Annotated in this window: 24 protein-coding genes and 1 tRNA gene; 11 read left to right on the forward strand and 14 right to left on the reverse strand. The window is 61.1% G+C overall.

The annotated features are described in order from the left end of the window. Positions 1–36: 36 nt before the first annotated feature. The 4 genes from TSACC_RS18260 to TSACC_RS18270 all read left to right on the forward strand — a co-directional run bounded on the left by TSACC_RS18260 (position 37) and on the right by TSACC_RS18270 (position 3,433). The gene (locus tag TSACC_RS18260) at positions 37–597 is read left to right on the forward strand and encodes a DUF2062 domain-containing protein (RefSeq protein ID WP_169809699.1); all 561 of its coding nucleotides are present in this window, start codon (positions 37–39) and stop codon (positions 595–597) included. Between the two features lie 71 nt (positions 598–668). Further along, positions 669–1,544, forward strand: a complete 876-nt coding sequence (gene hisG, locus TSACC_RS18265; protein WP_075080916.1) for an ATP phosphoribosyltransferase — start codon at positions 669–671, stop codon at positions 1,542–1,544. Positions 1,545–1,565: 21 nt separating this feature from the next. After that, positions 1,566–1,670 (forward strand): AURKAIP1/COX24 domain-containing protein, encoded by a 105-nt coding sequence (locus TSACC_RS22790; protein WP_101927876.1) that lies wholly within the window; start codon positions 1,566–1,568, stop codon positions 1,668–1,670. A gap of 17 nt (positions 1,671–1,687) precedes the next feature. Then, the gene (locus TSACC_RS18270) at positions 1,688–3,433 is read left to right on the forward strand and encodes a tetratricopeptide repeat protein (RefSeq protein WP_084400655.1); all 1,746 of its coding nucleotides are present in this window, start codon (positions 1,688–1,690) and stop codon (positions 3,431–3,433) included. 45 nt (positions 3,434–3,478) lie between these two features. Here the strand turns inward: TSACC_RS18270 and TSACC_RS18275 are convergent, their stop codons facing one another. The 4 genes from TSACC_RS18275 to hisC are packed head-to-tail and all read right to left on the reverse strand — an operon-like array spanning position 3,479 to position 7,824. After that, positions 3,479–4,363: a menaquinone biosynthesis family protein gene (locus tag TSACC_RS18275; RefSeq protein ID WP_084400656.1), complete on the reverse strand. Its 885-nt coding sequence runs from the start codon at positions 4,361–4,363 to the stop codon at positions 3,479–3,481. Between the two features lie 20 nt (positions 4,364–4,383). Next, positions 4,384–5,379 carry a quinone-dependent dihydroorotate dehydrogenase gene (locus tag TSACC_RS18280; RefSeq protein WP_075080918.1) on the reverse strand — a complete coding sequence of 332 codons (996 nt, stop codon included), beginning with the start codon at positions 5,377–5,379 and terminating at the stop codon, positions 4,384–4,386. Next, entirely contained in the window at positions 5,376–6,701 is a 1,326-nt protein-coding gene (mnmE, locus tag TSACC_RS18285; RefSeq protein WP_202816005.1) for a tRNA uridine-5-carboxymethylaminomethyl(34) synthesis GTPase MnmE, read from the reverse strand. Before mnmE ends, TSACC_RS18280 begins: the two co-directional genes overlap by 4 nt. Before the next feature lies 1 nt (position 6,702). Further along, positions 6,703–7,824, reverse strand: coding sequence for a histidinol-phosphate transaminase (gene hisC / locus TSACC_RS18290; protein ID WP_075080919.1), 1,122 nt, complete (start codon positions 7,822–7,824; stop codon positions 6,703–6,705). A 45-nt stretch (positions 7,825–7,869) separates the two neighbouring features. Between hisC and TSACC_RS18295 the strand changes: the two genes are divergently transcribed. After that, positions 7,870–8,310: a metallophosphoesterase family protein gene (locus TSACC_RS18295; RefSeq protein WP_075080920.1), complete on the forward strand. Its 441-nt coding sequence runs from the start codon at positions 7,870–7,872 to the stop codon at positions 8,308–8,310. Positions 8,311–8,443: 133 nt separating this feature from the next. Here the strand turns inward: TSACC_RS18295 and TSACC_RS18300 are convergent, their stop codons facing one another. After that, a complete protein-coding gene (locus TSACC_RS18300; RefSeq protein ID WP_075080921.1) occupies positions 8,444–8,755 on the reverse strand; it encodes a hypothetical protein in 312 nt (103 codons plus the stop codon). Between the two features lie 157 nt (positions 8,756–8,912). Further along, positions 8,913–8,993: transfer RNA gene (locus TSACC_RS18305), tRNA-Leu, on the reverse strand. Between the two features lie 114 nt (positions 8,994–9,107). On the opposite strand from TSACC_RS18305, the gene rplU reads away from it, so the two are divergent. The 3 genes from rplU (at position 9,108) to TSACC_RS18320 (ending at position 11,125) form a co-directional block, all read left to right on the forward strand. Next, a complete protein-coding gene (gene rplU, locus TSACC_RS18310) occupies positions 9,108–9,422 on the forward strand; it encodes a 50S ribosomal protein L21 (RefSeq protein WP_075081432.1) in 315 nt (104 codons plus the stop codon). A 9-nt stretch (positions 9,423–9,431) separates the two neighbouring features. Continuing rightward, the gene (gene rpmA / locus TSACC_RS18315) at positions 9,432–9,683 is read left to right on the forward strand and encodes a 50S ribosomal protein L27 (protein WP_075080922.1); all 252 of its coding nucleotides are present in this window, start codon (positions 9,432–9,434) and stop codon (positions 9,681–9,683) included. 224 nt (positions 9,684–9,907) lie between these two features. After that, positions 9,908–11,125, forward strand: a complete 1,218-nt coding sequence (locus tag TSACC_RS18320; protein ID WP_075080923.1) for a hypothetical protein — start codon at positions 9,908–9,910, stop codon at positions 11,123–11,125. A gap of 228 nt (positions 11,126–11,353) precedes the next feature. Here TSACC_RS18320 and TSACC_RS18325 read toward each other — a convergent pair whose 3' ends face one another. The 6 genes from TSACC_RS18325 to TSACC_RS18350 all read right to left on the reverse strand — a co-directional run bounded on the left by TSACC_RS18325 (position 11,354) and on the right by TSACC_RS18350 (position 19,853). Continuing rightward, on the reverse strand, positions 11,354–14,044 hold the full coding sequence (locus TSACC_RS18325) for a PAS domain S-box protein (RefSeq protein ID WP_075080924.1): 2,691 nt from the start codon (positions 14,042–14,044) through the stop codon (positions 11,354–11,356). A 76-nt stretch (positions 14,045–14,120) separates the two neighbouring features. Continuing rightward, complete coding sequence (locus tag TSACC_RS18330) at positions 14,121–15,017, reverse strand: ABC transporter permease (RefSeq protein WP_075080925.1); 897 nt, start codon at positions 15,015–15,017, stop codon at positions 14,121–14,123. Continuing rightward, positions 15,010–15,930, reverse strand: coding sequence for an ABC transporter permease (locus tag TSACC_RS18335; protein WP_075080926.1), 921 nt, complete (start codon positions 15,928–15,930; stop codon positions 15,010–15,012). The genes TSACC_RS18330 and TSACC_RS18335 overlap by 8 nt, the downstream gene beginning before the upstream one ends. Positions 15,931–16,014: 84 nt before the next feature. Continuing rightward, a complete protein-coding gene (locus TSACC_RS18340) occupies positions 16,015–17,589 on the reverse strand; it encodes a glycerol-3-phosphate dehydrogenase/oxidase (protein WP_075080927.1) in 1,575 nt (524 codons plus the stop codon). Beyond that, positions 17,586–19,088 (reverse strand): glycerol kinase GlpK, encoded by a 1,503-nt coding sequence (gene glpK / locus TSACC_RS18345; protein WP_075080928.1) that lies wholly within the window; start codon positions 19,086–19,088, stop codon positions 17,586–17,588. The genes TSACC_RS18340 and glpK overlap by 4 nt, the downstream gene beginning before the upstream one ends. 18 nt (positions 19,089–19,106) lie before the next feature. After that, positions 19,107–19,853 (reverse strand): MIP/aquaporin family protein, encoded by a 747-nt coding sequence (locus TSACC_RS18350; RefSeq protein ID WP_075080929.1) that lies wholly within the window; start codon positions 19,851–19,853, stop codon positions 19,107–19,109. A gap of 110 nt (positions 19,854–19,963) precedes the next feature. Here TSACC_RS18350 and TSACC_RS18355 point away from each other — a divergent pair, with 110 nt between their 5' ends. Further along, positions 19,964–21,067: a Gfo/Idh/MocA family protein gene (locus TSACC_RS18355; protein WP_075080930.1), complete on the forward strand. Its 1,104-nt coding sequence runs from the start codon at positions 19,964–19,966 to the stop codon at positions 21,065–21,067. On the opposite strand, the gene TSACC_RS18360 is transcribed toward TSACC_RS18355, so the two are convergent. Further along, positions 21,064–21,483, reverse strand: coding sequence for an ATP-binding protein (locus TSACC_RS18360; RefSeq protein ID WP_075080931.1), 420 nt, complete (start codon positions 21,481–21,483; stop codon positions 21,064–21,066). The two genes, TSACC_RS18355 and TSACC_RS18360, sit on opposite strands and share 4 nt — an antisense overlap. Then, entirely contained in the window at positions 21,480–22,763 is a 1,284-nt protein-coding gene (locus TSACC_RS18365; RefSeq protein WP_075080932.1) for a PP2C family protein-serine/threonine phosphatase, read from the reverse strand. Before TSACC_RS18365 ends, TSACC_RS18360 begins: the two co-directional genes overlap by 4 nt. 83 nt (positions 22,764–22,846) lie before the next feature. Between TSACC_RS18365 and TSACC_RS18370 the strand changes: the two genes are divergently transcribed. After that, positions 22,847–23,575, forward strand: a complete 729-nt coding sequence (locus tag TSACC_RS18370) for a hypothetical protein (protein WP_075080933.1) — start codon at positions 22,847–22,849, stop codon at positions 23,573–23,575. Positions 23,576–23,577: 2 nt separating this feature from the next. After that, entirely contained in the window at positions 23,578–24,069 is a 492-nt protein-coding gene (locus TSACC_RS18375; RefSeq protein ID WP_075080934.1) for an NfeD family protein, read from the forward strand. Positions 24,070–24,086 lie beyond the last annotated feature (17 nt).

Genomic DNA, 24,086 nt, shown 5'->3' on the forward strand with positions numbered 1-24,086 from the left:
GGAACGAAGGCTCCAGGTCATTTAGGACTTCGGCCAATGAAGTTGTCCGATTGGGGTAGGAAAGTGCTGGGCGAATTCAAGGCGATGCCCGGCAAGATCATCGCCCTGAAGGACAAGCCGCATGCCATCGCCGGTGGTGTGGCGATCGGGATGTTCATGGGATTCACTCCGCTCTTTGGGTTGAAGACTGTGCTCAGCCTGGGGCTGGCCTATGTCCTTCGCGTCAATCCCATTGCCGCCGTCATTGCGGTTTCGCTTCACGATATCGTGACGCCACTCTGGCCTGTGTTGCTGAAAGTGGAATACGACATTGGCGTCTTCGTCCTCAGTCACTTCGGTAATTTTCACAACATTCCGACCAAGACCCATGGATTGCATTTGAAGCTGGGACAGATGCTGGAGTGGACGACCTTTCTCAACGTGGGCCTGCCGCTTCTGGTGGGGTCGCTCTTTCTGGCCGCTCCGGCGGCTGCGATCAGCTACGGCATCACCCTCGGTTTGCTCGAACGTCGCGTACGCCGGGAGAGGGAGCGCGAGGCGCAGAAAAAGCTCGAAACCGAGTCCGACAAAGACCCGGAAGTCTTTCGCGAGGACTGACGTCGCTTCCCCGGCTTGCTCCTTTTCCCTTGCCGTGAGGGGGGCGCTTGGCCCTAATTATCGCCCCTTTCATGTCACAGATCCTTACACTTGGCCTGCCGTCTGGCAGCCTGATGGAGTCGACGATCGACCTTTTCGACAAGGCCGGTTTCTCGATTTCCACTTCCAAGCGGTCTTACCGACCGTCCGTCGACGACCCTGAGCTCGGGCTACGCCTGCTCCGCGCGCAGGAAATCAGCCGCTACGTCGAGCATGGGTATCTGGACGCGGGTCTCACCGGCCGCGACTGGGTGGCCGAAAACGCCTCCGACGTCCACGAGATCATCGAACTGCCTTTCAGCAAAGCCACCGCCCGCCCGACCCGCTGGGTCCTCGTCGTGCCGGAAGCCTCCGAGATTCATTCCGTGAAGGACCTCGAGGGCAAGCGCGTCGCCACCGAGGCCGTCGGTCTCACTCGCCGGTTCTTTGAAAAGGCCGGGGTGAATGTCGAGATCGAGTTCTCCTGGGGCGCCACCGAGGTGAAGGTACCCGACCTCGTCGACGCCATCGTCGACATCACCGAGACCGGTTCCTCGCTCCGCGCCAACAAGCTCCGCATCGTCGAGACGCTCATGGAGTCCTTCCCTGTCCTCATCGTCAACAAGCAGGCATGGGCGGACCCGGTGAAGCGTGCGAAGCTCGAAAATATCGCGCTTCTCCTCAAGGGCGCCCTCAATGCGCGCGACCTCGTCGGGCTCAAGATGAATTTACCCGAAGCAAATTTGAAGAATTTGCTTGAGGCGCTGCCTGCGTTGCGAAATCCTACAGTTTCGCCCTTGGCCCAGTCTGGATGGGTTGCTGTCGAAACGATCATTGAAGAAAAGGTCGTTCGCGAGATCATTCCCAGACTCAAAGCCCTTGGTGCGGAGGGGATTATCGAATATCCGCTCAACAAGGTAGTCTACTAGTTTAGAAGTACATCACTGTTCATGGGTTCACTTAAAAAGAAAAGAAAGGCGAAGATCGCGAAGCACAAGCGTCGCAAGCGCATGCGCGAAAATCGTCACAAGAAGCGGTTGCGCTACAAGTCCTAGCGGATAAAGTCTCCGCCATGAACAGGTGTGGATGTCCCAAGGCCTCACAAAGAGTGCTTTGGCTGGCATCCTCCCTTGTTTTAGGAGGCTTTATTCTCGTCGCGGGCCCGGTTCGGGCTGCCGATGCCGATCTCGTTCCGACGGATGTGCCTCATACGGCGCCCGATCTGAACGAGAAGGGCAAGCGGCAGGCCGACGCGCTTGCGTATTTCATGTCCGGCATCTTCGAAGAGGAGAGCGCCGGTCCTGAAAAGGCTCTCGAAAGCAAACGGAAGGTCCTCGACCTCGATCCCGGCTGTTCGGAACTCGCCATTGAGGTGGCTTATGAGTATCTGCGTCGCGGGGAAACGGCCGAGGCCACCAACGTGCTCAAGGATGCCATCGCCGCGAAGCGCAAGGTCGTCGCCCCGTACCTTGCCCTGTCGACGATTTATCTGCGTCATTTGCAAAAGCCGGAGCTTGCCGCGCGCTACGCGCAGCAAGCCATCGACATTGCGCCCGATAACGCCGACGGCTACGAGCTCCTGTGGGAGACGTACCAGAGCCAGGGCATGTCCGCGAAGGCTCAGCTTGTCCTCGATCGCGCGGCGAAGTCCAAAAGCACCGATCCCGATTTCTGGCTCTCCCTTGCGGAGATGACGGCCCGCGGAGCCGTGCGTGACAACGTGCCACCGGATGGCGCGACAGTAGCGCAAATGAACCGCTTTCTCGATCAGGCGGCCTCTCTCGGAGGGGAAAAGTTCGATGTCGCTGCCAAGCTGGGCGACCTTTACGCCGTATCCCGCCAGACGGAAAAGGCGATCCCGTATTATAAGAGGGTGATCGAGCTGCGCTCGGAATCTCTCGCTACCCGCGAAAAGCTAGCCCGTTGCTATCTCGATGTGGGTCAAGTGGATCCAGCCATCGAGCAGTTTGAGGCAATCGTCGCCGCCAATCCGCTCAGCCTCGATACCTATGTGACACTGTCGGAGCTTTACGTTAAAAATGGGGACCTCTCCAAGGCCCTTGTCAATGCCCGCCAGGCGGTGGTGATCGAACCGGGTAACATCGATCGCTATTCCATCGTCGTAGATCTGCTCTATCGCATGAAGCGGTATGACGAAATGGCTGCCACTCTCGCAGAGGCTCGTCGGAATTTCCCACGTGTCGCACGCATCACCCATCTGTATGCGGTTTCTCTCAGCCAGGCGGGGAAGCATGATCAGGCGGTGAAAGCCTTTGCCGACGCGGAGAAGGAGGCGGAAAACAGCCAGCCCGATCTGCTCGATGCGCGGTTTTATTTTGACTACGGCGGAGCCGCTGAACGTGCCGGCCAGCATGATCTGGCTGCCGCGATGCTCAAGAAGAGCATCGATCTGGATCCAGCCAATGCCGGCGAAGCGTACAATTATCTCGGTTACATGTGGGCTGATCAGGGTAAGAATCTCGATGAGGCCGAGCTTTTGATTCGTCGCGCCCTCGCCATGGAGCCGTCCAATGGAGCCTACATCGATAGCCTTGGCTGGCTTTACTACCACCAGGGCAAATACCAGGAAGCTCTCACTGAACTCCTCCGCGCGGCTGAGGCGTTGCCTGAGCCGGACCCGACCGTTTACGGTCACGTGGCCGACGCCTATCACAAGCTCGGCAAGACCGCCGAGGCCGTCCTGTATTGGCAGAAGGCGCTGGCGCTCGACCCGGAGAACAAGGAGTTCATCGCCAAGCTCGACGAAGCCTCCAAAAAGGTCGCCGAGCAGCCCGAAAAAAAACCAGTCGGCCACTAGGTCAGCAGCCGACTGGTCGGTAAGGAGTCTTTCGTTCGGCTTCGCCTACTCGACAAACTCGAGGTGCTCGATCGTCGGGATCAATCCCGCATCAGCAGCTTCCTTGAGGAACTGGTGCACGGCCTTGCGGCCGAGGTCGCCGTAATCGAGCGTGAAGTCGTTGACGTACATGCCGATGAACTTGTCCGCGAGCGGGACGTCCATGCCGCGGGCGTGCTCCATACTGTGAACGACCGCCGGGTGGCGATGCTTCAGGCCGTAGGCAATGCTTTCGCGCAGGATGTCGCTCAGCTCGTGGCGAACTTCCGGCGGGAAATCCTTGCGGACGACGTTGCCGCCGAGCGGGAGCGGGATGCCGCCGCGCGTGCGTTTCCACCATTCGCCGAGGTCGAGAACAAGCTTGAGCCCCTCGTTGGCAAAGGTGAGCTGGCCCTCGTGGATGATGAGACCCACGTCGGCCTTGCCGGATTTCACGGCGTCAAAGATTTCATCAAAGGGAACCACGACGTAATCGAAGCCCTTGCCGAGATACAGCTGAGCGGCAAGGAAGGCGCTCGTCATCAGGCCGGGGATGGCGATCTTCTTGCCGAGGAGCCACTGCTTGCGGGCCTCGTCATCGGCGTCGTCAGCCAGTCCCTCGGTCGAGGGCGTGACAAACATCGGGCCGTAGCCGTCGCCCATGCTCGCGCCGCTGGGCAGGAGAGCGTATTTGTCGAGCACGTAGGCCAGCGCGTGGATGGAGACGGCGGTGATGTTCAGTTCGCCGCGGGTCGCGCGTTCGTTGAGCGTCTGGATGTCCTGCAGGATGTGCTCAAACTTGTAGCCATGCTGGTCGATTTTGTTCTCCTTCATCGCGTAGAACATGAAGGCGTCGTCCGGGTCGGGGGAGTGGCCCAGCGTGAGGGTGATCGATTTCCAGTCTGTCGTCATAAAGTGATGTGGTGGAGACGTTACGCAGCCGCGCGGCAAATGGCGCGGATCAATTGCGGCCCGCGGTAAATAAAGCCGGTGTAGATTTGAACGAGGCTGGCCCCAGCGTCAAACTTCTCCTTGCCGGATTCTCCGTCCATCACGCCGCCGGAGGCGATGATCGGGAGCCGGGTTTTCTTCTTCAGGTCCCGCAGGAGCTGGCTGGCACGGGTGCGCAATGGCTTGCCGCTCAGTCCGCCGGTTTCGTCGCGGAGGCCAGCGAGAGCGCTGTGGTCGATGGTCGTGTTAGTCGCGATGAGGCCGGAGACATTTTCTTCCTCGGCCATGGCGGCGATTTCAAAGGCCTGCTCGTCCGCGAGGTCGGGGGCGATTTTTACCAGCAGCGGAATTTTTGCGTCCTCGGAGCGAATGGCCCGCACGATGTCGCGCAGCAGGCCGGTCTCCTGGAGATTGCGCAGGCCGGGCGTGTTGGGTGAGCTGACGTTGATGACGAAATAATCGCCGAAGGCGCGCAGCCGCCGGAAGCTCGTCAGATAGTCCTCGGGCGCTCCCTCGAGCGGGGTGATCTTTGACTTGCCGATGTTCACGCCGACCGGAATGCGCGGCCACTCGCCCGCTTCCTTCAGGCGGGTGAGACGGCGGGCGACCTCCTCGGAGCCATCGTTGTTGAACCCCATCCGGTTCACCAGAGCGCCGAGCGGCGGATAGCGGAAAATGCGCGGCTTTGGGTTGCCGGGCTGGGCGTGTGCGGTGATCGTTCCGATCTCGACGAAGCCAAACCCGAGTGCCTCCCAGCCTGCGAGCGAGGTGGCGTTTTTGTCCATGCCAGCGGCGAGGCCGACGGGATTCGGGAAGGTGATGCCGAAGACCTCGCGCGGCTGGGCCGGGGCGGGACCAAAGATGAGCCGCAGGACCTGCGGCGGGATGGTGGCGAGCTGGTCGAGGGCGAAATGGTGCGCCGTTTCCGGGTCCATCCGGAACATGACGGGGCGCAGGACCGATTCGTAGATATTCATTTTCCGATGCAAAAGGTGCTGAAAATTTCGCCGAGGATTTCCTCGGTATCGGCGAGTCCGACGACCTCGCCCACGGCCTGCAGGGCCTCGCGGAGCGGGAGCGCGACCAGCTCGGGATCGCGTCCGGCGGCGAGATCTTCCGTGGCCTGGGCCAGCGCCTTCTGGGCGCGAACGAGGCAACTCTGGTGCCGGGCGTTGATGGCGGCGAGGGTGGGGGATTCGATGTTCGCGCCGCGCGTTCGCGCCACGATCGCGTCGACGAGGGAACGTATGCCCTCGCCCGTGGTGCAGGAAACTGGCAGCGCCTGGGCGGGAAGGCTGTCGCGGCTGGCGAGGAGGTCGACTTTGTTGAGGACGATCAGTTCGTTTTCCGTTCTGGCGAGGTCGTAGGTTTCTGTCGCATCGATCACGCGCACGATTACGTCGGCGTTTTCGATGGCGCGGCGGGCGCGTTCGACGCCCTCGCGCTCGATCACATCGTCCGTCTCGCGCAGGCCCGCCGTGTCGGTGATACGGAAGGGCAGGCCGTGCAGGCTGGCGAATTCCTCGATGGTGTCGCGCGTCGTGCCCGGAATCGCGCTCACGATGGCCCGTTCAAAGCCGAGCAGGCGGTTGAGCAGGCTGGATTTGCCGGCATTCGGCGCGCCGCAGAGCACGAGGCGCACGCCTTCGCGCAGGATGCGGCCTTCCTCCGCCGTGTCGAGCAGCGCGGTGATGCGTTCCTGGATCGCTGCGATATCGCGCAGCAGGTCGGCCCCGACATGCGGGTTGATGCCTTCCTCGGGAAAGTCAATATACGCCTCGAGATGCGCCACCACGGCGAGCACCCGGGCGCGAATGGCCTCGATCTCATCGCCGAGCCGGCCTCGAAGCTGTTCCTGAGCCGCCTTCAGCGCGCGGGGCGTGCTGGCGCGGATCACGTCCATCACGGCCTCGGCCTGGGTGAGGTCCATCTTGCCGTTGATAAAGGCGCGCTGGGTGAACTCCCCGGGCTCCGCCGCGCGCGCACCGGCCTCCAGCACCGCCTCGTAGAGACGGGAACTGACCAGTGCGCCGCCATGGCCGTGAATCTCGGCCATGTTTTCCCCCGTGTAACTGCGGGGCGCGGCAAAAACGGCGAGCAGGCCCTCGTCGAGCTTTTCGCTATCGCGATGAAACGAGCCGAAATGCAGCACACGCTCGCTGAGCACGGCTCCGGCCTTGCGCGGGCGGAAGATGCGCTCCGCCACGCGAATGGCGTCCGGTCCCGAGACACGGATCACCGCGATGGCTCCCTCTCCGGGAGGCGTCGAGATCGCGGCGATGGTGTCGTCGGCCAGCACGTTACGCGGTCGCCGGCTGCTTCTGCGCGAGCTGTCCCTGAGCGGCGAGGTTTTTCAACTCCGCGATGAACCGCTCGTTCTGCTCCTTTGTTCCGACGGAAACGCGTACCCACTCGGGCAGCTTGTAGCTGCGCATGGCGCGCACGATGATGCCCTTGCGCAGGAGCGACTGGAAAACGGCGTCGCCATCGCCCACGCGCACGAGGACGAAATTCGCAAAGCTCGGCACGTACTCCAGCCCGAGTTTTTCAAACTCCTCCTGGAAATACGCCCGTCCCTCGTGGGTCAGCTCGCGGGTGCGGCGCATGTGGTCGTCGTCGCGCAACCCGGCCTCGGCTCCCGCCTGGGCGATGCCATTGGCGTTGAACGGCTGACGGGTCTTTTGCAGCACCTCCGCGACTTCCTTCGGCGCGAGGCCGTAGCCGATGCGGAGATTGGCGAGACCCTGGATCTTGGAAAACGTGCGCATCACCACGACGTTACGGCCCTCGCGGACGTACTTCAGAACATCCGGAGGATTATCGACGAACTCGTAGTACGCCTCGTCAAAGATCACCAGCACGTGATCCGGCACCTTCGCCATGAAGCGGTCGATCTCCTCCTGGCCGACCATCGTGCCGGTCGGGTTGTTCGGGTTCGTGATGAAAATCTGGCGCGTGCGCGGCGTGATCGCTGCCGCCATGGCCTCGAGGTCGTGGGTGTAGCCCGGGTCCGGCACCTCGACGGAACGAGCGCCGAAGAGCTGCGACATCAGGCTGTAAACCGCAAAGGCGTGGCGAGCCGTGATCACCTCGTCGCCGGGACGCAGGAAGGCGTGGCCGATGAATTCGATGATCTCGTTCGAGCCATTGCCGAGAATGACATTGGAGCGATCCAGGCCGAGCTTGTCGGCGATCGCCCCGCGTAGCGCCCAGCCGCCGCCATCCGGGTAAAAATGGGCGCGCTCCAGCGCGTCGCGCATGGCGCCGAGCGCCTTGGGCGAGGGGCCGAGCGGATTTTCGTTCGAGGCGAGTTTGATGATGTCGGAGGGCTGCAGGCCCATCTCGCGCGCCAATTCCTCCACCGGCTTGCCGGGTTCGTAGGCGACGAGCTTCAACACATGCTCATGGGCAGTATTCCACATACAAAACTTCACATTACGGGGCGGCGGGGTAATTTACCAGCGCTGATGAAAATCGCCGTCATCGCCGATACCCACGGAAAATTCCCCGCCCACGTCGCCGAGGCCATCTCCACCGCCGACGAAATCTGGCACCTGGGGGATTTTTGCGACCTCAATGCCCTCAACGCCGTCAAGGACCTCGGCCGCCCCTTTTACGGCGTGCTAGGCAACAACGACTACACACTGGACCTGCCGGAGAAACTCCTCCTTGAGCGCCATGGCCGCACCTTTCTGCTCATCCACATCCCGCCCGCTCCCACGCGCATTGGCGGAGCGGATTTCCTTCTCCACGGCCACACCCACGTCCCGCGCGACGAAATGGTGAACACCACCCGCGTCCTCAACCCCGGCACCATCGGCAAGCCCAACCACGGAGCCCCCTGCTCCTGGGCCTGGCTGACCGTCCACGACGACGGGTCGATCGAGTGGGAGGTTCTGCTGGTTTAGCCAGAAAGCCGGAGGGGTGGCGTTCCGCCGCCCCGCTCGCAGGGCTAGTCGAAAAACAGATAGGCGGCGAATCCAGAAACTTGCTGCCCGACCGCGTCGGCCAGCGAGCCGCTGGCCCTACGTTCTTGCGGAATTACGCGGGCATTTTGTCCCGGTCGATGCAGATCCAATTCTCGTCTTCGTACATGTTTGAGACGGCGGAGTAATCTTCGATGATCACGTGGATGCGCTGGAGATGGTCGATGTCCACCGCGAGCGAATTATTCGCATCCGTCAGCGCGCCGGATTTATCCAGCACCGCCACCGCCGCCTGAAAGAATCCCGCCGTGCCCGAGGCAGGTAACTGCTTGGCCGCCACGATGAAATTCCGCACCGCATGCGCCGGAATGCCCGGAGCCGAGCGGAATTTGACCTGAAAAAGGACGCCGTCGAGTTGCTGAGCCATAAGAGAGAAACTTTCTCAAAATCCCACATCATGGGGGGAAATGCGAACAAAGACGATATCCCGGCACGGTGGGGAGCAGGTGTGAAAACTGGCGATTATTTCGTTGGTCTTGGTCGCCCGACTCCCTCGAAGGAGGAGAGTCATAAAAGGAAAAAAGTGCTCGGGGGGGGACTTGAACCCCCATGCCTTGCGGCATACGCCCCTCAAACGTACGTGTCTGCCATTTCACCACCCGAGCGGGAAAGGGGTGGCAATGTTGCGTTTTGGGAAACTTTTCGCAAGGTAAAAATTTCGCTTGCTGCAAAAAGTTCGGTATGAGACTTTCGCCAGTTCCTACAGAGGAGGTTATTTCATGGCATACGCAGTCATTCAAACAGGTGGCAAACAATACCGCGTCGCGGAAGGTGACGTGATCGAAGTCGAGAAGCTCGATTTCGACGCGGGCGCGGAGGCGAAGTTCGAGGAAGTGCTTTTGGTTTCCAACGGCTCGAACCTCTCCATTGGCACACCGCTCGTCCAGGGCGCAGCCGTAGTCGCTGAAGTGGTCGAACAGATCAAAGACGACAAGGTCATCGCATTCAAATACAAGCGCCGCAAAGGCTACCACCGCACCGTGGGCCATCGCCGGCAGCTTACGAAACTCAAAATCAAAACCATCACCGCTTAATCCAGGCTTATGGCCCATAAAAAAGGACAAGGCTCCGTCAAGAACGGACGCGACAGCATCAGCAAGCGTCTTGGCGTGAAGAAGTTCGGTGGTCAGGCTGTGACCGCTGGCAACATCATTCTCCGTCAGCGCGGCACGAAGTTCATCCCCGGCCGCAACGTCGGTCTCGGACGTGACTACACGATCTGGGCGCTCGTCGACGGCCGCGTTTCCTTCGACCGTGAAGGTCGTCGCGTGAACGTCGAGCCCGTCGCCGCCTAAGACGACTCAGTTACCTCACTTTAAATCCCCAAAGCGGTTTCGGCCGCCTTGGGGATTTTTTTATTTCCGACGAAGCAGGAAATTCTAAGCGACTGGTAGAGAGGGTTTTGCGTGGTATCCTTGCTTTGCCGTGGCGCCGTGCTTAACTAAACGGCATCCTCCCGTCAAGCGAGCTGCGACTAGTAATCAAGTCCCGGCACTTACCGGGAGGAATGGGGAGAACGATGAGATTTGCTCGCTGGATCATCGCAGGATTTGCCGCCGTCAGCACGACGACGCTTTTCGCCTGCCTGGATATTCAGACCTCTGGAGCCCCCGGAGAGCGGCGCTATTACATCATCGATAACGGAAGCCCCCATCGTGCCATCGGGCTTCTTTGGGACGAAAAGGCTCGTGAGAGTGAATATGGGTATTTCGCCGAGAACGACGTTGCTCCGGAGTTTTTCTGGTCGCCGGATCACGCTTATCTGGCGGTTAATGGCGGATCCGCCCATGACCGGCAGCTTTTTATTTACCGGGCGTCGAAGCGCGATATTGATGCGGTAACCATTCAGCCAATGACAAAGAGGCAGATGGCGGCCATTGAAAAATTGCGTGGTAACATCGTTGCGGATGGCATTGAGGCGGTGGGATGGACTGCGGACCGTTCTTTGGAGTTACGCGTGTGGGCGTCCAGCCTGGATCCGCTGCATTCAGATTCCGCCCCGGTGGATCTCTCTGCCAATCTCGAGGTGGACGCCCTTCTGGCCAAGGTAACCAGCGTCTCCGAGCGCAAGCCTGAGGCAGGAGACGAGAATGGTGAAAGTCGAAGCGTTCCTATCGATGCCACTTCGCTTGAGGGAGAGTATCCCTGCTGGGGGGTGGATCCTGCCGATGGCGGAAGTTATCAGGGGACGGCCCGCATCACTGCAACTGGCAGCACGGTGACGATGGAGTGGAATCGCGGCGGCCAGATTTCCCAAGGGCGGGGGTTGCTCGTTGGAACCGCGCTGGGGGTGTCCCGCGATGGGGGCCTGGCATTGTACCAGATCATCCCTCAGGCCGAAGGAAAGATGCTCGTTGGCGTCTGGTCGTCAGAACACTCTGAGCGCGCCGGGGCGGAAACCATCCGCATCGGGTCTCCAGATCAATCTGGCTCCCGCCTTCCTGCCGCCGGGATCAATGGGAACTACGTTGGCACGTTGCAGGGCCAACCGGGTGTCAAGATCGCGGTCAGGGTGGCCGTGACGGGCGACGACTCCTTGAAATCGGTCAGGGTCACCACCGACGGTACGGTGGTTCAGGGCCGGGGTCTGCTGTTGGCGGACAGTTTTGCCACAGCCGTCTCGGGTGGCGTGGGTGTCTTCCACGTGGAAGGTGAGGGCCGGGACCTCCGCCTCGACGGGCGTTTCATTGATAGAGCAGGCAATACGCGTCCTGCCTCGCTCGCTCGGGAGGAGTAGGCATTTTCTAGACCGGGTTTCCGGCGGGGCGGTGGGTTTGGTCGGAGGATCAGGTGTTACCATGGGGCGGCAAGGGGCACTGATTCCCCATTCAGGGCCTCTCCCGATAGACGAAAATGACGGATTGGGCCACGCTACGTCCTCACTCTTCATGCACGGCAGCGTCTCGTCGGGATCCGGTGGATCGGACGAGACGCTTCTTTTTTACCCCGGTGTGAAAGCGGGGAATTACTTCACCCACTTCGACAGCGTCGAGGCGAGGGTCTCGTATTGCAATGGCTTGCTGAGGAAATCATCCATGCCGGCATCGAGGCAGCGCTTTCGGTCCTCGGGCATGGCATTGGCAGTCAGGGCGATAATGCTGAGGCGGTCACCTCCGAGGATTTCGCGGCGGATGCGCCGGGTGGTGCCGCAGCCGTCGAGGTCGGGAAGCTGCATGTCCATGAGCACGGCGTCGTAGCTGGAGTGACGTACTTTCTCCAGCGCCTCGAGGCCGGTCTCCGCGAATTCCACGTCGCAGCCGAGGCGCTTGAGTTGAAGAGCGCACAGCTTGCGGTTTACCGGGTTGTCCTCGACGACGAGGATGCGTTTGCCCGCGATGTTGGTCGCCCTGACGGGTTCGCGAATCTTGGCCGGAGGGGCGAGAACCTCGAGGGCATTGGTGCTGGCACCGCGTGGGGCAGTCAGCACGATGGTAAACTCCGAGCCGTAGCCCAACTCGCTGCGCACCTCGATGTCGCCGCCGAGGAGCTTGACGAGACGCTGCGAGATGGCGAGTCCCAAGCCGGTTCCGCCGTGGCGGCGGGTGGCCGAGCTATCGACCTGGTAGAAAAGCTTAAAGAGATTATTCAGGCCCTCCTGCGGGATGCCTGGGCCGGTGTCGCGGATGGTAAAGCGCCACTCCCAGTTCTTTTGAAAGACGCCCAGGGGCTTGGCGGTGACGGAGAGGTCGACGGAGCCTTCCTCGGTGAATTTCAGTGCATTGCCGAGGATATTCGTAAGGATCTGGCCGAGTCGCATCTGGTCCGTGTGGATGTTTTTCGGTACCGCATATTCGACGAAGTAGTCGTATTTCAGCCCGCGCTGCATGGCCTGAGCCTGCAACTGCTGATGGATGCGGCGAATAAACGGGCGAATCTCGAAGGTCGAGCTCTCAACGTGAATCTCCTTCGACTCGATCTTGGAGAGGTCGAGGATGTCATTCACGAGGGAAAGAAGGCCCTGGCCACTGGATTCCATCGTTTCGACATAGCTCTGCTGTTCGCTGTCGAGCGGAGTGTTTTTCAGCATCGAGACAAATCCGAGTACACCGTTGAGCGGGGTGCGGATTTCATGGCTCATCACGGCAAGGAATTCACTCTTGGCCTTGTCCGCGGCCATGGCCGCTTCCTTGGCGCGGATGAGCTCCTCGGATTCTTCCTTCTCATCGGTGATGTCGATGGCTGTACCGACGGCGCGGATGGCGCGCCCTTCGTTGTCCCGGAAGATCACGGCATGCTCTCGGAGGTGGCGGACCTTGTCCTTTACCATGATACGAAACTCCTGCCGGTAGGGTTCGCCGGAGTTCAGACAGTGCAGGAACCGGGCTTCGACCGCATTGCGGTCCTCGGGATGTACGTAAAGCAGGAATTTGTCGAACGTCGGCGGCTTTTCGGCTGCGTCGGTCCGGTAGATCTCGTGCATCACTGCATTCCAGACAAAGGTGCGTTTGCGCGGATCGTAGTCCCACGTGCCAACGCTGCCTGCTTCCGTGGCGAGGAGCAGGCGTTCCTCGCTCAGGCGCAGGATTTCCTCGGCTTCAATGCGCTCGGAGATGTCGACCACCTGGGCCATGTAGTGGGAGATATTCAGGTCGCTGTCGCGCACGATCGCCACGCTCGCAAGACCCCAGACACAACTGCCATCCTTGCGAACATAGCGACGCTCGATCTGGTATTGGGAGATCTGGTGCGTCTCCATGTCGAGGAGCTTCATGGCTTCCTTTTTCAGATCCTCCTTGGGAAGGAGCTTGGCGAGGTCGAGGTCTGTCAATTCCTCCTCGGTGTAGCCCGTGAGCTGGCAAAAGGCCGCATTGGCGCGGATGATCCTGCCGTCCTTTTGAGTGAGATACATCGCCACTGGGGAAAGCTCGTAGGTGCTGCGGAAGAGCTCCTCGTTTTCGCGCAGGCCCGCAGTGGCCAGCGCCTGACGGTAAAAAGACTGGGACCGCCAGCAGAAAGCCGCTGTGCCGGCGATTGAGGCCAGCACCGCTGCGAGAAGGATCGCAATGTCCCGCTGTTTGCGGGCGGCGGCCACCTGTGTGTCGATGTCGGCCATATTGACATCGAGATACACAAAGTCGCGGCTTCCGGTTTCCGGATTTTGCAAGGGGATGATCACCGTGAGCCAGTGGGAGCCGGCGTGGAGAGTTGGGGTCGCTGTCGTATAGACCTGCTTGTCGGCGATCGCCTGATACTCCGGGCTGTCGGATGAGAGTGAGGGTTCCAGTGGTTTCCCGACAACGTGCTCGCGATCCGGCCCGCTGGAGGGATCGTAGGTTTTCAGGATCACATGCACCTGGCCGTTTTCCAGACGACCTGTGAAGAGATTCCCGATGCCCGGATAAAAGTCGCGAATGCGTTGCAGTCTTTCGGTTAGCGCGGTGAAAGGCTGGGATGTTGTCTGGCTGGCTTCCCGCAGCCACGAGTGTGCCCGCAGATCGATGAGCGAGGAGGCATACTGCCCTTGGGCGCGAAGCTGCTCGAGCCGCTCCGTGATCCGGGAGTCGCTCTGCCGGGCGAAGACCATGAAGGTGATTCCGCCCACCAACAGAAACAGGACCAGGCTCCAGACAACGGAATCCCTAACGAAACTCGGGATTTGTTCGCGCAGGGAGGCCCGGGCCGCGGTTTCGCGTCGGTGCTTTAACGCTTTATCCATGCCCACTCTTCACTCTGCCGCTTAAAGCGACCAGTTGCAACAGTTTTTGTAACTGGTTGCATGAGGGCGAGCGGAGCTATTTGTGCTTCAGGGCTTTGGGATCGGTGGAATCCCTGAGGGCATCGCCGAGGAGATTCAGCGAGAGCAAGGTGAGGGCCATCATTCCTGCGGGAAATACGATGAGCCACCATCGGATGCGGAGCGGATTGAGCGCGCCCGCGCCATCCGCAAGGAGGGAACCCCAGCTCGCCTGCGGAGACTGGACTCCGAGACCGAGGAAGCTCAGGAATGACTCGTCAATGATGACGGCGGGAATGGTGAGCGTGAGATAAACCAGCACCACGCCGATGAGGTTGGGCAGGATGTGCCGCCACATGATGACTGGCGTCGTCTGTCCGAGAGCCACGGCGGCGGTGACAAATGCGCGGTTTTTCAGAGCCAGCGTCTGCCCCCGCACGATGCGGGCCAGGGTGAGCCACTCGATCACGCCAAGCGAAAGGACGAGGATTACGATGCGCGAGGAGCCGACGATCCAGTCCAAACCCAGCGTCTCGGCCAGGCCCTGGAGCTTGGCATTGAAGGCATTGATGCAGACGAGGATGAAGATCAGGCGAGGCACCGAATAGAGCACGTCGACGATGCGCATCATCATGTTGTCGATGCGCCCGCCCATATATCCGGCGACGAGTCCGTAGGCTGTGCCGATGACGAGCGAAACGAGCGCCCCCGCCATGCCCACGATGAGCGAGATCTGTCCGCCTGAGAGCACGCGGTAAAACATGTCGCGCCCGAGCAGGTCGGTGCCAAAGGGATGCCGCCAGCTTGGTGAAGCAAACGACTCCGGACTGGTCATGGCGTACGACGGCGGGAGCAGCCAGGGCCCAAGGAAGGACGCCAGGGCGATCACGACCAGCACGCCAGTGGCGACGGCGGCGAGGGGCTTTTGGCGGAAAAAGCGAATCGCGTCAGCCATCGAGACGAATCCTCCGATCCAGTAGGGAATACAGGCAGTCGACGATCAGGTTGAACGCCACGAGCAGCGCGCAATACACGATCACCACGCCGCCCAGCAGGAAGCCGTCACGGTTCAGGATCGAGTTTACGAAAAATCCCCCCGCACCCGGGATGTTGAAGATGGTTTCCACCACGATCGAGCCCGTGAGCAGATGCGCGGCGAGCGGCCCGAGGTACGAGACGACGGGCAGGATGGCCACGCGCAGGGCGTGCTTGTAGAGCACCACGTACTCGCGCAGACCCTTGGCCCGGGCGGTGCGGACAAAATCCTGCCCCAGCGTTTCGATCATGCTGCCGCGCAGGAGCCGTGCAACATAGGCGATGTAGGGAATGGCGAGCGTCACTGCTGGCAGGATCAACGCCGCCAGCGAACCCCAGCCGCCCACGGGCAGCCATTTCAGCCACAGGCCGAAGATCAGCACGAGGATCGGCCCGATGATAAAGGTCGGCAGGGAAATTCCCCCCAGCGCGATGAGCATCGCCACGGCATCCCTCCACGTGTGCTGTCCTGCAGCAGCCGTCACGCCGAGGACCACGCCGCCCGTCACCGCAATGACGAGAGCCACGCTGCCGAGAATCATGGTGGCCGGGAGTGTCTGCCCGAGGATTTCCGCCACGGTGCGGTTGCGGTATTTGAGCGAATCCCCCAGATCACCGCTCAGGAGTTTGCCGAGATAGCTGCGGTATTGATCCCAGAGCGAGCCGTCGAGGTTGTACTTGGCCATCAACTGCTTCTCGACGGCGGGCGACAGCTTGCGCTCCGCATCGAAGGGGCTGCCGGGAGCGATGCGGATGAGCAGAAACGTGATGGTCACCACGCAGAAGAGCACCGCCACGGCGGAGACCAGTCTGCGCAGGAAAAAAGCAATCATCCGCCCCTCGTGTAAAGGCCGGGACGCTTTCGCACAAGCCCAAGCGGGAGGCGGGTTTGCGGCCCGCTCTCCCGGGAGAGCAAATCAGGCCGCCTTGGGAAGGTAATCCGCCGCCAGCTTTTGGAAGATCGCCACCTGCTCCGCAGCCCAGGCATCGTCCTTGCCGAGTTCGGCGGCGAGGAGCTTCGCCACGGCGGGCGCGGCTTCGCTGGACGCCTGCGCATCGAGCAGCAATGCTCGGGTGCGGCGGGAAAGCACGTCTTCCAGCGTGCGGGCCGACTCATTGCGAGCTGCCCAAGCGACATTGGCGAGGATGTACGGGAGTCTTGGGTGGATCTTTTCACCCAGCGCGGGTTCGGCGGCCACGAGTTGTTCGATTTTGGTAGCGTCGGAACCGTAGACCTCGAGGTGCATCGGGAGCGCCTCGGCGTGCGGGCTGCGCCAGCCGTGGAGGTGCAGGTTTTCCGTCACGCACGGGCGATTGTCGAAGCCGCCGATCAGCGACGCGTGGTTCAGCGTGTCCTCCGCCATCTTGCGATAGGTCGTCCATTTGCCGCCCACGATGGTGACGAGGCCGGAATCCGAGACCAGCACCTCGTGGTTGCGCGAAATGGCCTTGGTGGCCGAGCCGTCCTTGCCGGGAGGCCGCACCAGCGGGCGCTGCCCCGCGAAGACGCTCAGGATGTCGGAACGTTGGGGATCGCGGGCGAGGTAGCGAGCGGCATTGCGCAGGATGAAGCCGATTTCCTCGTCAAGCGCCTTGGGCTCCAGCTCGGGTGTCTGCATGGCCGTATCGGTCGTGCCGACGAGCACCTTGCCATGCCAGGGGATGACGAAGAGCACGCGACCGTCGTCCGTGTGCGGCACCATGATGGCCGAGTCGCCCTGGAGGAAATCTCGTTCAAAGACAAGATGCACGCCCTGGCTGGGCTGGATGGCGGGAATGGCGGCAGAGTCGTCCATCTTGCGAATGGAATCGGCAAAGATGCCGGTCGCGTTGATCACGACCTTCGCCCGGATTTCATAGCGCGAGCGTGTTTCCTGATCCTCGCAGACGAGGCCGCTGACCATGTCCTTCTCCTTGAGGAGGCCGGTGACGCGGAAATAATTCAGCACGCATGCGCCATGATCCACTGCCGACTGGGCTAGGCTCACGGCGAGACGCGAATCATCGAACTGTCCGTCGAAATACTCGACGCCACCGAGCAGGTGATCGGGCTCGATGTTGGGGATGCGTGACAGAGTTTCCTCGCGGGAAAGGAGCTTCGAGGGCGCGAGATTCAGCCGTCCAGCGAGGGCGTCATAGACCTTCAGCCCGATGCCGAAGAACGGCCCTTCCCACCACTGGTAGCGGGGAACGATGAAGGACAGGTGATGAACGAGTTGCGGAGCATTGCGGTGCAGCAGGCCGCGCTCGCGCAGGGCCTCCAGCACGAGCGGGATGTCGCCCTGCTCCAGATAGCGCACGCCGCCGTGGACGAGTTTGGTGCTGCGGCTGGATGTACCCTTGGCAAAATCGTCCGCTTCCAGCAGCAGGGTACGTAGACCTCGGGTTGCTGCATCGACGGCCACGCCCAGGCCCGTCGCGCCACCGCCGACGATGGCTACATCCCATTCGGGTTCCGCCGAGAGGCGGCTGATCAGGTGATTCCGGTTCATAAAGTATGTGAGGTTTCCCAGCCGCGCGCGCGTTTCACGGCCTTGCGCCATGTGGACAGCCTGGCTTTGCGCTGGCGTGCATCGGTCATGGGGGTGAAGAGACGATCGACCTCGCGGATGGCGTTGAGTTCGTCGACGTCCTTCCAGAGCTTGCAGCCGAGGCCCGCCATCATGGCCGCACCGAGGGCGGTGGTTTCGACATTTTTCGGGCGCTCGACTTTCACGCCGATCGAGTCGGCCTGCATTTGCATAAGGAGGTTGCTTGCGCTCGCTCCGCCGTCCACGCGCAGAGTCGTGATCTTCCGGCCGGAATCCTTCTCCATGGCGGAAAGGAGGTCTGTCACTTCAAAGGCGATGCCCTCGAGTGTAGCGCGGGCGAGATGCGCCGCCGTCGTGCCGCGTGTGATGCCAAGCAAGGCTCCTCGAGCGGTGGAATCCCAATAGGGCGCGCCGAGGCCGGTGAAGGCTGGCACGAGATACACGCCTCCGGTATCCGCGACCTGCTCAGCGAGTTCATTCACCTCGGGCGCAGTGCGGATGATTTTCAATCCATCACGGAGCCACTGGATCGCCGCACCGCCGACGAAGACGCTGCCCTCAAGGGCATACTCCAGCGGGCCGTCGCCAATCTTCCAGGCCACGGTGGTCAGGAGCCGGTTGTGGCTGGCCATAGGGTCGGTGCCGGTGAATTGCAGCATGAAGCAGCCCGTGCCGTACGTGCATTTCACGAGGCCGGGTTTTGCGCAGAGCTGGCCAAAGAGCGCCGCCTGCTGGTCGCCCGCCACGCCGGTGATGGGAATTTCATGCCCATACAGGCTTGCGTCGCACACGCCGAAAAGACCGCTGCTCGGAAGGATCTTCGGAAGTAGCGAGGGGTTGACGGCAAAGAGCTGCATGAGTTCGGGATCCCACTCGCCCGTGCGGATGTTCATCAGCATCGTGCGGCAGGCGTTTGTTACATCAGTGACGTGCGTTTTGCCGCCAGTGAGCTTGTAGATCAGCCAGGAGTCGATCGTGCCGGCGGCGAGCTCCCCGGCGTCGGCACGGGCGTGGCCGTTGGGCACCTGACGGAGCAGCCAATGCAGCTTGCTGGCGGAAAAGTACGAGTCGAGCAGCAGGCCGCTCTTTTGCTGAATGAGCGGCTCCTTGCCTGCCTCGCGCAGGGCGGACATGTAGTCGCTCGTGCGCCGATCCTGCCACACGATGGCGCGGGCCACTGGTTCGCCTGTCTTGCGATCCCACAGGACGACGGTCTCGCGCTGATTCGTGATGCCGAGGCCCGCGATGTCCTTCGCTTCGATACCCGCCTTCTTGATGGCCTCGCGCGAGGTTTTGACTACGGAGTCCCAGATTTCATTGGCATCATGCTCGACCCAGCCAGATTGGGGGAAATGCTGGGTGAACTCCTGTTGCGCGACTGCCACGGCCTTGCAGTTCTGGTCGTACACAATGGCTCGCGAGCTGGTCGTGCCCTGGTCGAGGGAGAGGATGTATTTCATGGGGGAGAGTTGGAGAGGTTAGTATTTACCCAGGGCCATGTAGAGGACTGCTGCCAGCACGCCGCCAACGATGGGACCGATGACAGGTATCCAGGCATAGCCCCAGTCGCTGTCGGTCTTGCCTGGAATAGGCAATAAGGCATGCGCCAGGCGGGGGCCGAGGTCGCGGGCGGGATTGATGGCGCACCCTGTGGGTCCGCCGAGCGAAAGGCCGATCACCCAGACGAGGAGGGCGACGGGCAGAGCGCCGAGAGCGCCGAGGTCGACAATCATCACCGACCCGCTAGGAGGTGTGACGAAGGCGTTTTTGGGAAAGGCGAGTACGCCGAAGAGCAGGACGAACGTGCCGATCACCTCAGCCGTGAAATTTGCCGGAGTATTGCGGATGGCGGGAGCCGTGCAGAAGATCGCCCGTTTCAGTTCGCCGGAAGGGGTGCCTGCCCAATGTGGGTAGTACATGATCCAGACGAGCGCAGCGCCGACGAAAGCACCTGCCATCTGGGCCACGATATAGGCGAGCACACTGCTCCATGGAAATGCCCCAGCGGTGGCGAGCGCGATGGTCACGGCGGGATTCAGGTGGCCGCCGCTGATACGGCCGACCACACCCACTGCCACAAACACAGCGAAAGCCCAGCCTGCTGTGATCACGATCCAGCCGGAGTTCTGGCCTTTGGATTTCTCGAGTAATACGTTCGCAACGACGCCGTCGCCCAGGAGGACGAGCAGCATTGTGCCCAGGAATTCTGCGAGGGGAGGGGACACTGCAATTCTTAGCTTAGCGCGTTTGGAGAATTTGTCGAGCCTGTCATCAAAATACGCTCGCCACGGCCGAGGGAATTTATTTAGCCCTGAGACAAACTTTTGGCGACTTCATGAGCAGGCTACCGGTTGGCATCGTCGGGTGTGGGAATATCAGCAAGATCTACGCACAGGCAGGGGCGAAATTTGACAATATCGCCATCGTTGCCTGTGCCGATCTCGATCGGTCACGAGCCGAGGCGCTTGCGCAGGAGTACGGCATTCCGAAGGTTCTGGAGGTCGACGAGTTGCTGGCTTCGCCGGATGTCGCCCTCGTCATCAATCTCACCGTGCCCGCCGCCCACGCCGAGGTCGCCTGGGCGGCACTGAAGAAGGGCAAGCATGTCTACAACGAGAAGCCGCTGGCTCTCCGCCGCCGGGAGGCCCGCAATCTCATGGGATTGGCGCGTGACAAGGAACTCCGCGTTGGCTGCGCGCCAGATACGTTTCTCGGCGCGGGGCTGCAAACCTGCCGGCATTTGATTGACGAAGGCGCGATAGGAGTCCCGGTCGCAGGTTCCGCCTTCATGTTGAGCAGCGGGCCGGAATCCTGGCACCCAAATCCAGCCTTTTTCTATCAGAAGGGTGCGGGTCCGCTTTTCGACATGGGGCCGTATTATCTTACGGCGCTCACGACGCTGCTCGGTCCCGTGCGGCGCGTCACGGCGTCGGCTCGGGTGAGTTTCCAAAGGCGCGAGATCACCAGCCAGCCGCTTGCTGGACAAATGATCGATGTCGAAGTGCCCACCCATGTCTCGGCGGTGATGGATTTTGAATCCGGGCCGGTCGTTACCCTCACGACGAGCTTTGATGTGGAGGCTTCACGTCTCCCGCGGATCGAAATTTATGGATCCGAAGGAACGTTGAGTGTGCCGGACCCGAATACCTTCGGCGGCGAGGTCTGGCTGCGTCGGCGGGGTGACACGGACTGGCGCTCCGTGCCGCTTGAGTTTGGATACGCGGAAAACAGCCGCGGTCTGGGCGTGGCTGACATGGCCGCTGCGCTTGTTTCGGGCCGTGAGCATCGAGCCAATGAACGCGTGGCCTATCACGTGCTCGATCTCATGCATTCCATCATCGACGCATCCGAAAGCGGTCGCCATGTGGATATGAAGAGCGCCATGGTGCGACCTGCTCCTCTGCCGCTCGGGCTGGCCCCCGGGCAGATCGACGCCTAGCAGCAGTTGCCGTCCTCTGGCTGGGGGAGATGCTTCTCCATGACGAGTCGCGTGCCCTTGGCGCAGGGCTGATATTCCACAAAATCGAAGACGTTTTTGATGATGTGGACTCCGAGGCCCCCAGGGCGCACGTCCTCGAGCTCACGACCGCGGATCAACTTTGGGTCGCATTGCTGCCCGTAATCGCGCAGCGTAAATCGGACCCGGTCATTGAGGCATTCCATCTCGAGGCGCACTGGGCGACATTGGTTGGCGTAGGCGTAGCGAATGACGTTGGTGCATGCCTCGTCAATGGCCAGTACGAGCAATTCTGTGGCGCATTCCTCAAATCCGCACTTTTCGAGGAAGGCCCGGGCGGAGTGACGCACCTCCGCCAGTCGGCAGGTATCGCTCTCAAACGCCATCGTGTTTTTCATGCAATTCCTCCGGCAATGATCGTCAGGTCATCAAGGCGCCCTCCATCTCCGCGATGGGTTGCCTCGAGGTCGACCAGGCGATCCACGATTTGCTGCGGGTTGAAATAGGACGCGGCGCTGAGGCGCTCCACGATCGTGTCTCCGAAAAACTGGCCATTCTGTTCATCACGGGACTCCGATAGACCATCCGTATAACAAACCAACCAATCGCCTTTGTGCAAATCCAACGTGAGTTGGCGATAGTTCACCGAGGGGAGAATCCCCATCGGCAGGGCGGGTTCCACGGCGATTTCCTCCGCTTTACCATTGCCGTGGATGAGGATCGGTTTGCAATGTCCTGCGCTGGCGAGTTCCAGTCGCTGCTCGGCAGGGGTGAGGCGTCCGATCAGCGTGGTGATAAACATGCCGCGAACGATTTGGTCGTGAAGGGTGGAGTTGAGGGTGGAGAGGGCTTCGTTGGGCGACGTGGCGGCGGCGAAAACAAACTGCATCGCACTCAGCGTCTGGGCCATCAGGAGGGAGGCCGGAATGCCTTTTCCGGAAACATCTCCGATGGCAAAATAGATGTCTTCGCCCTTGCGTACGAAGAAGTTATAGAAATCTCCTCCCACATTTGAAGCGGGCGTGGCGTGGGCGGCAAAGAGCGCCCCGGGCAGCTTGCTTGGCAACGCCCGAGAGAGGAGTTCATGCTGGATTTCCGCAGCGATCGAGAGGTCGCGCTCCATGCGCTCCTGGGTACGGGAACGCTCGAGGGTTCGCAGCTTTTCGATCGCCGTGGCGGTGAGGTCGGAGTAGGCGGTGAAGCCCTCCAGATCGTGCTCGTCAAAGCTCTCCTTGTCCGTGGGATTGAGCACCTGGAGGACCCCGATGATCTTGGAGTCTTGCTTGAGTGGAGCGCACAGGATGGACCGGGTGCGGAATCCTGTCTGCTTGTCGGCCTCTTTGTAAAAACGGTCGTCCGCGTAGGCGTCGGGAATGAGCAGGCTTTGGCCATGCTCTACCACCCAGCCTGCAATGCCTCGTCCACGAGGTACGCGGATCTTTGGCGCTACGTACTCACCGTCAGCGGAGGAGGAAATGGCAAGTTCCATGCAATCCTCGTTCTCCTCGCAGAAGAACAGTGACGCGGCCTCGGCGCGCATGACACGACGCGCGACATTCAGCACGGCGCGCAGCAGTTCGTCGTAGTCGGTGATGGAATTGATCAGTCCGCTCACTTCGACCAGCCCCTTGTAGATTTGGACAGAGCGGCGGAGAGAATCGACCTCAGACGTCGGCATGCGGCACCTTGGCACTTCGAGCGTCCGCTTTCCAGTGTCGAATTTCCATTGGAAAACTTCCGTGCCTGCGGGATATTCGCCGCATGCTGCGCAGTCTTGTCATCCTGTCGGTCTTCGCAATGTCCCTCGTTTCCCTTTCCGCTGCAGATGGCGGTAATGCCTTCACGGCGCTGCGTACGGCGCAGAAGGTGGCTCCCTCGGGTTCGCTGGTGCAGATGACAGGTACACGCGGCGAGCCGCGCCCATCGGAGTGGACAGTCCTTTTCAGCGACTCACAGGCCCGGGGCGGTATACGCGAGGTCGTAGTCTCGGGCGATGTCGTTGTCTCCCAGCGCACGCCTCTACGCGGCGTCAGCGGTGTGTCGTCCCTGCCGCCTGTCAAACTCACCCAGCTGAATACCGACTCCGACGCGGCATTCAATATCGCGAATCAGCAGGCGCGCAACCAGGGTATTGGGTTCAACTGGATCGACTACAGCCTTCAGTCGGAAAACGTCTCCGGCGCTCCGGTCTGGACGCTGAAGCTGTTTGATCACATGGGCGCTCCGGTCGGCACTCTCAAGGTCTCCGCCCAGGATGGCTCGGTGATTCAGCCGCTGGAGGGAACCCCTGTCGTGCGGCATTCTTCGCAGGATGGTGATTCGAACGGACCAACTCGCCGTCTCGGCGGCGTCCTCGGCACGGCGACCGGTATCGTCGAGCGGACAGCCAACAATGTGAAAAACGTCACTCTGCGCACCGTAGGGACCGTGCAGGAGGTATTGACTGGAGAACGCACCATCGGTCCGAAGGACGATGACGACAATAACTAGTCATGGCAGGCATTGAGTGGATCATCGTACTCGGGGTCGCGGGGTTTTTGCTCCTCGCGGCCGAGGTCTTCATCCCCGGTATGGTGCTGGGCATCCTCGGCACGCTCAGCCTCGTGGCGTCAATAGTCATCGCTTTTCTCAAACATGGCACTTTTGTGGGTTCGATTACTCTGGTGATTGTGATCGTCGGTTCCATCGCGGGTTTTTTTATCTGGATGGCACTCTTCCCTCGCACATCCATCGGGAGGAAAATGATCCTATCCACAGACTCTGGCTCATCCTCGGAACTTAAGGCCGACTGCCTGCTCGGGCAGATCGGTGAGGCGCTCACGCCGCTTCGTCCCGCCGGAACCATCCTGCTCGACGGACGCAAGCTGGACGTGATTTCCGAGGGGGAATTGGTTGAGGCCGGGGATGCCGTAGAGATCATCCGGCACGAGGGGTTGAGGACGATTGTGAGAAAAACCGCTGGCGCAGTTGGCGAATCTGCATAAGCTGCCGCCCGAACTTA

The organism is Terrimicrobium sacchariphilum (assembly GCF_001613545.1).
In the GTDB taxonomy this organism is placed as follows: domain Bacteria; phylum Verrucomicrobiota; class Verrucomicrobiia; order Chthoniobacterales; family Terrimicrobiaceae; genus Terrimicrobium; species Terrimicrobium sacchariphilum.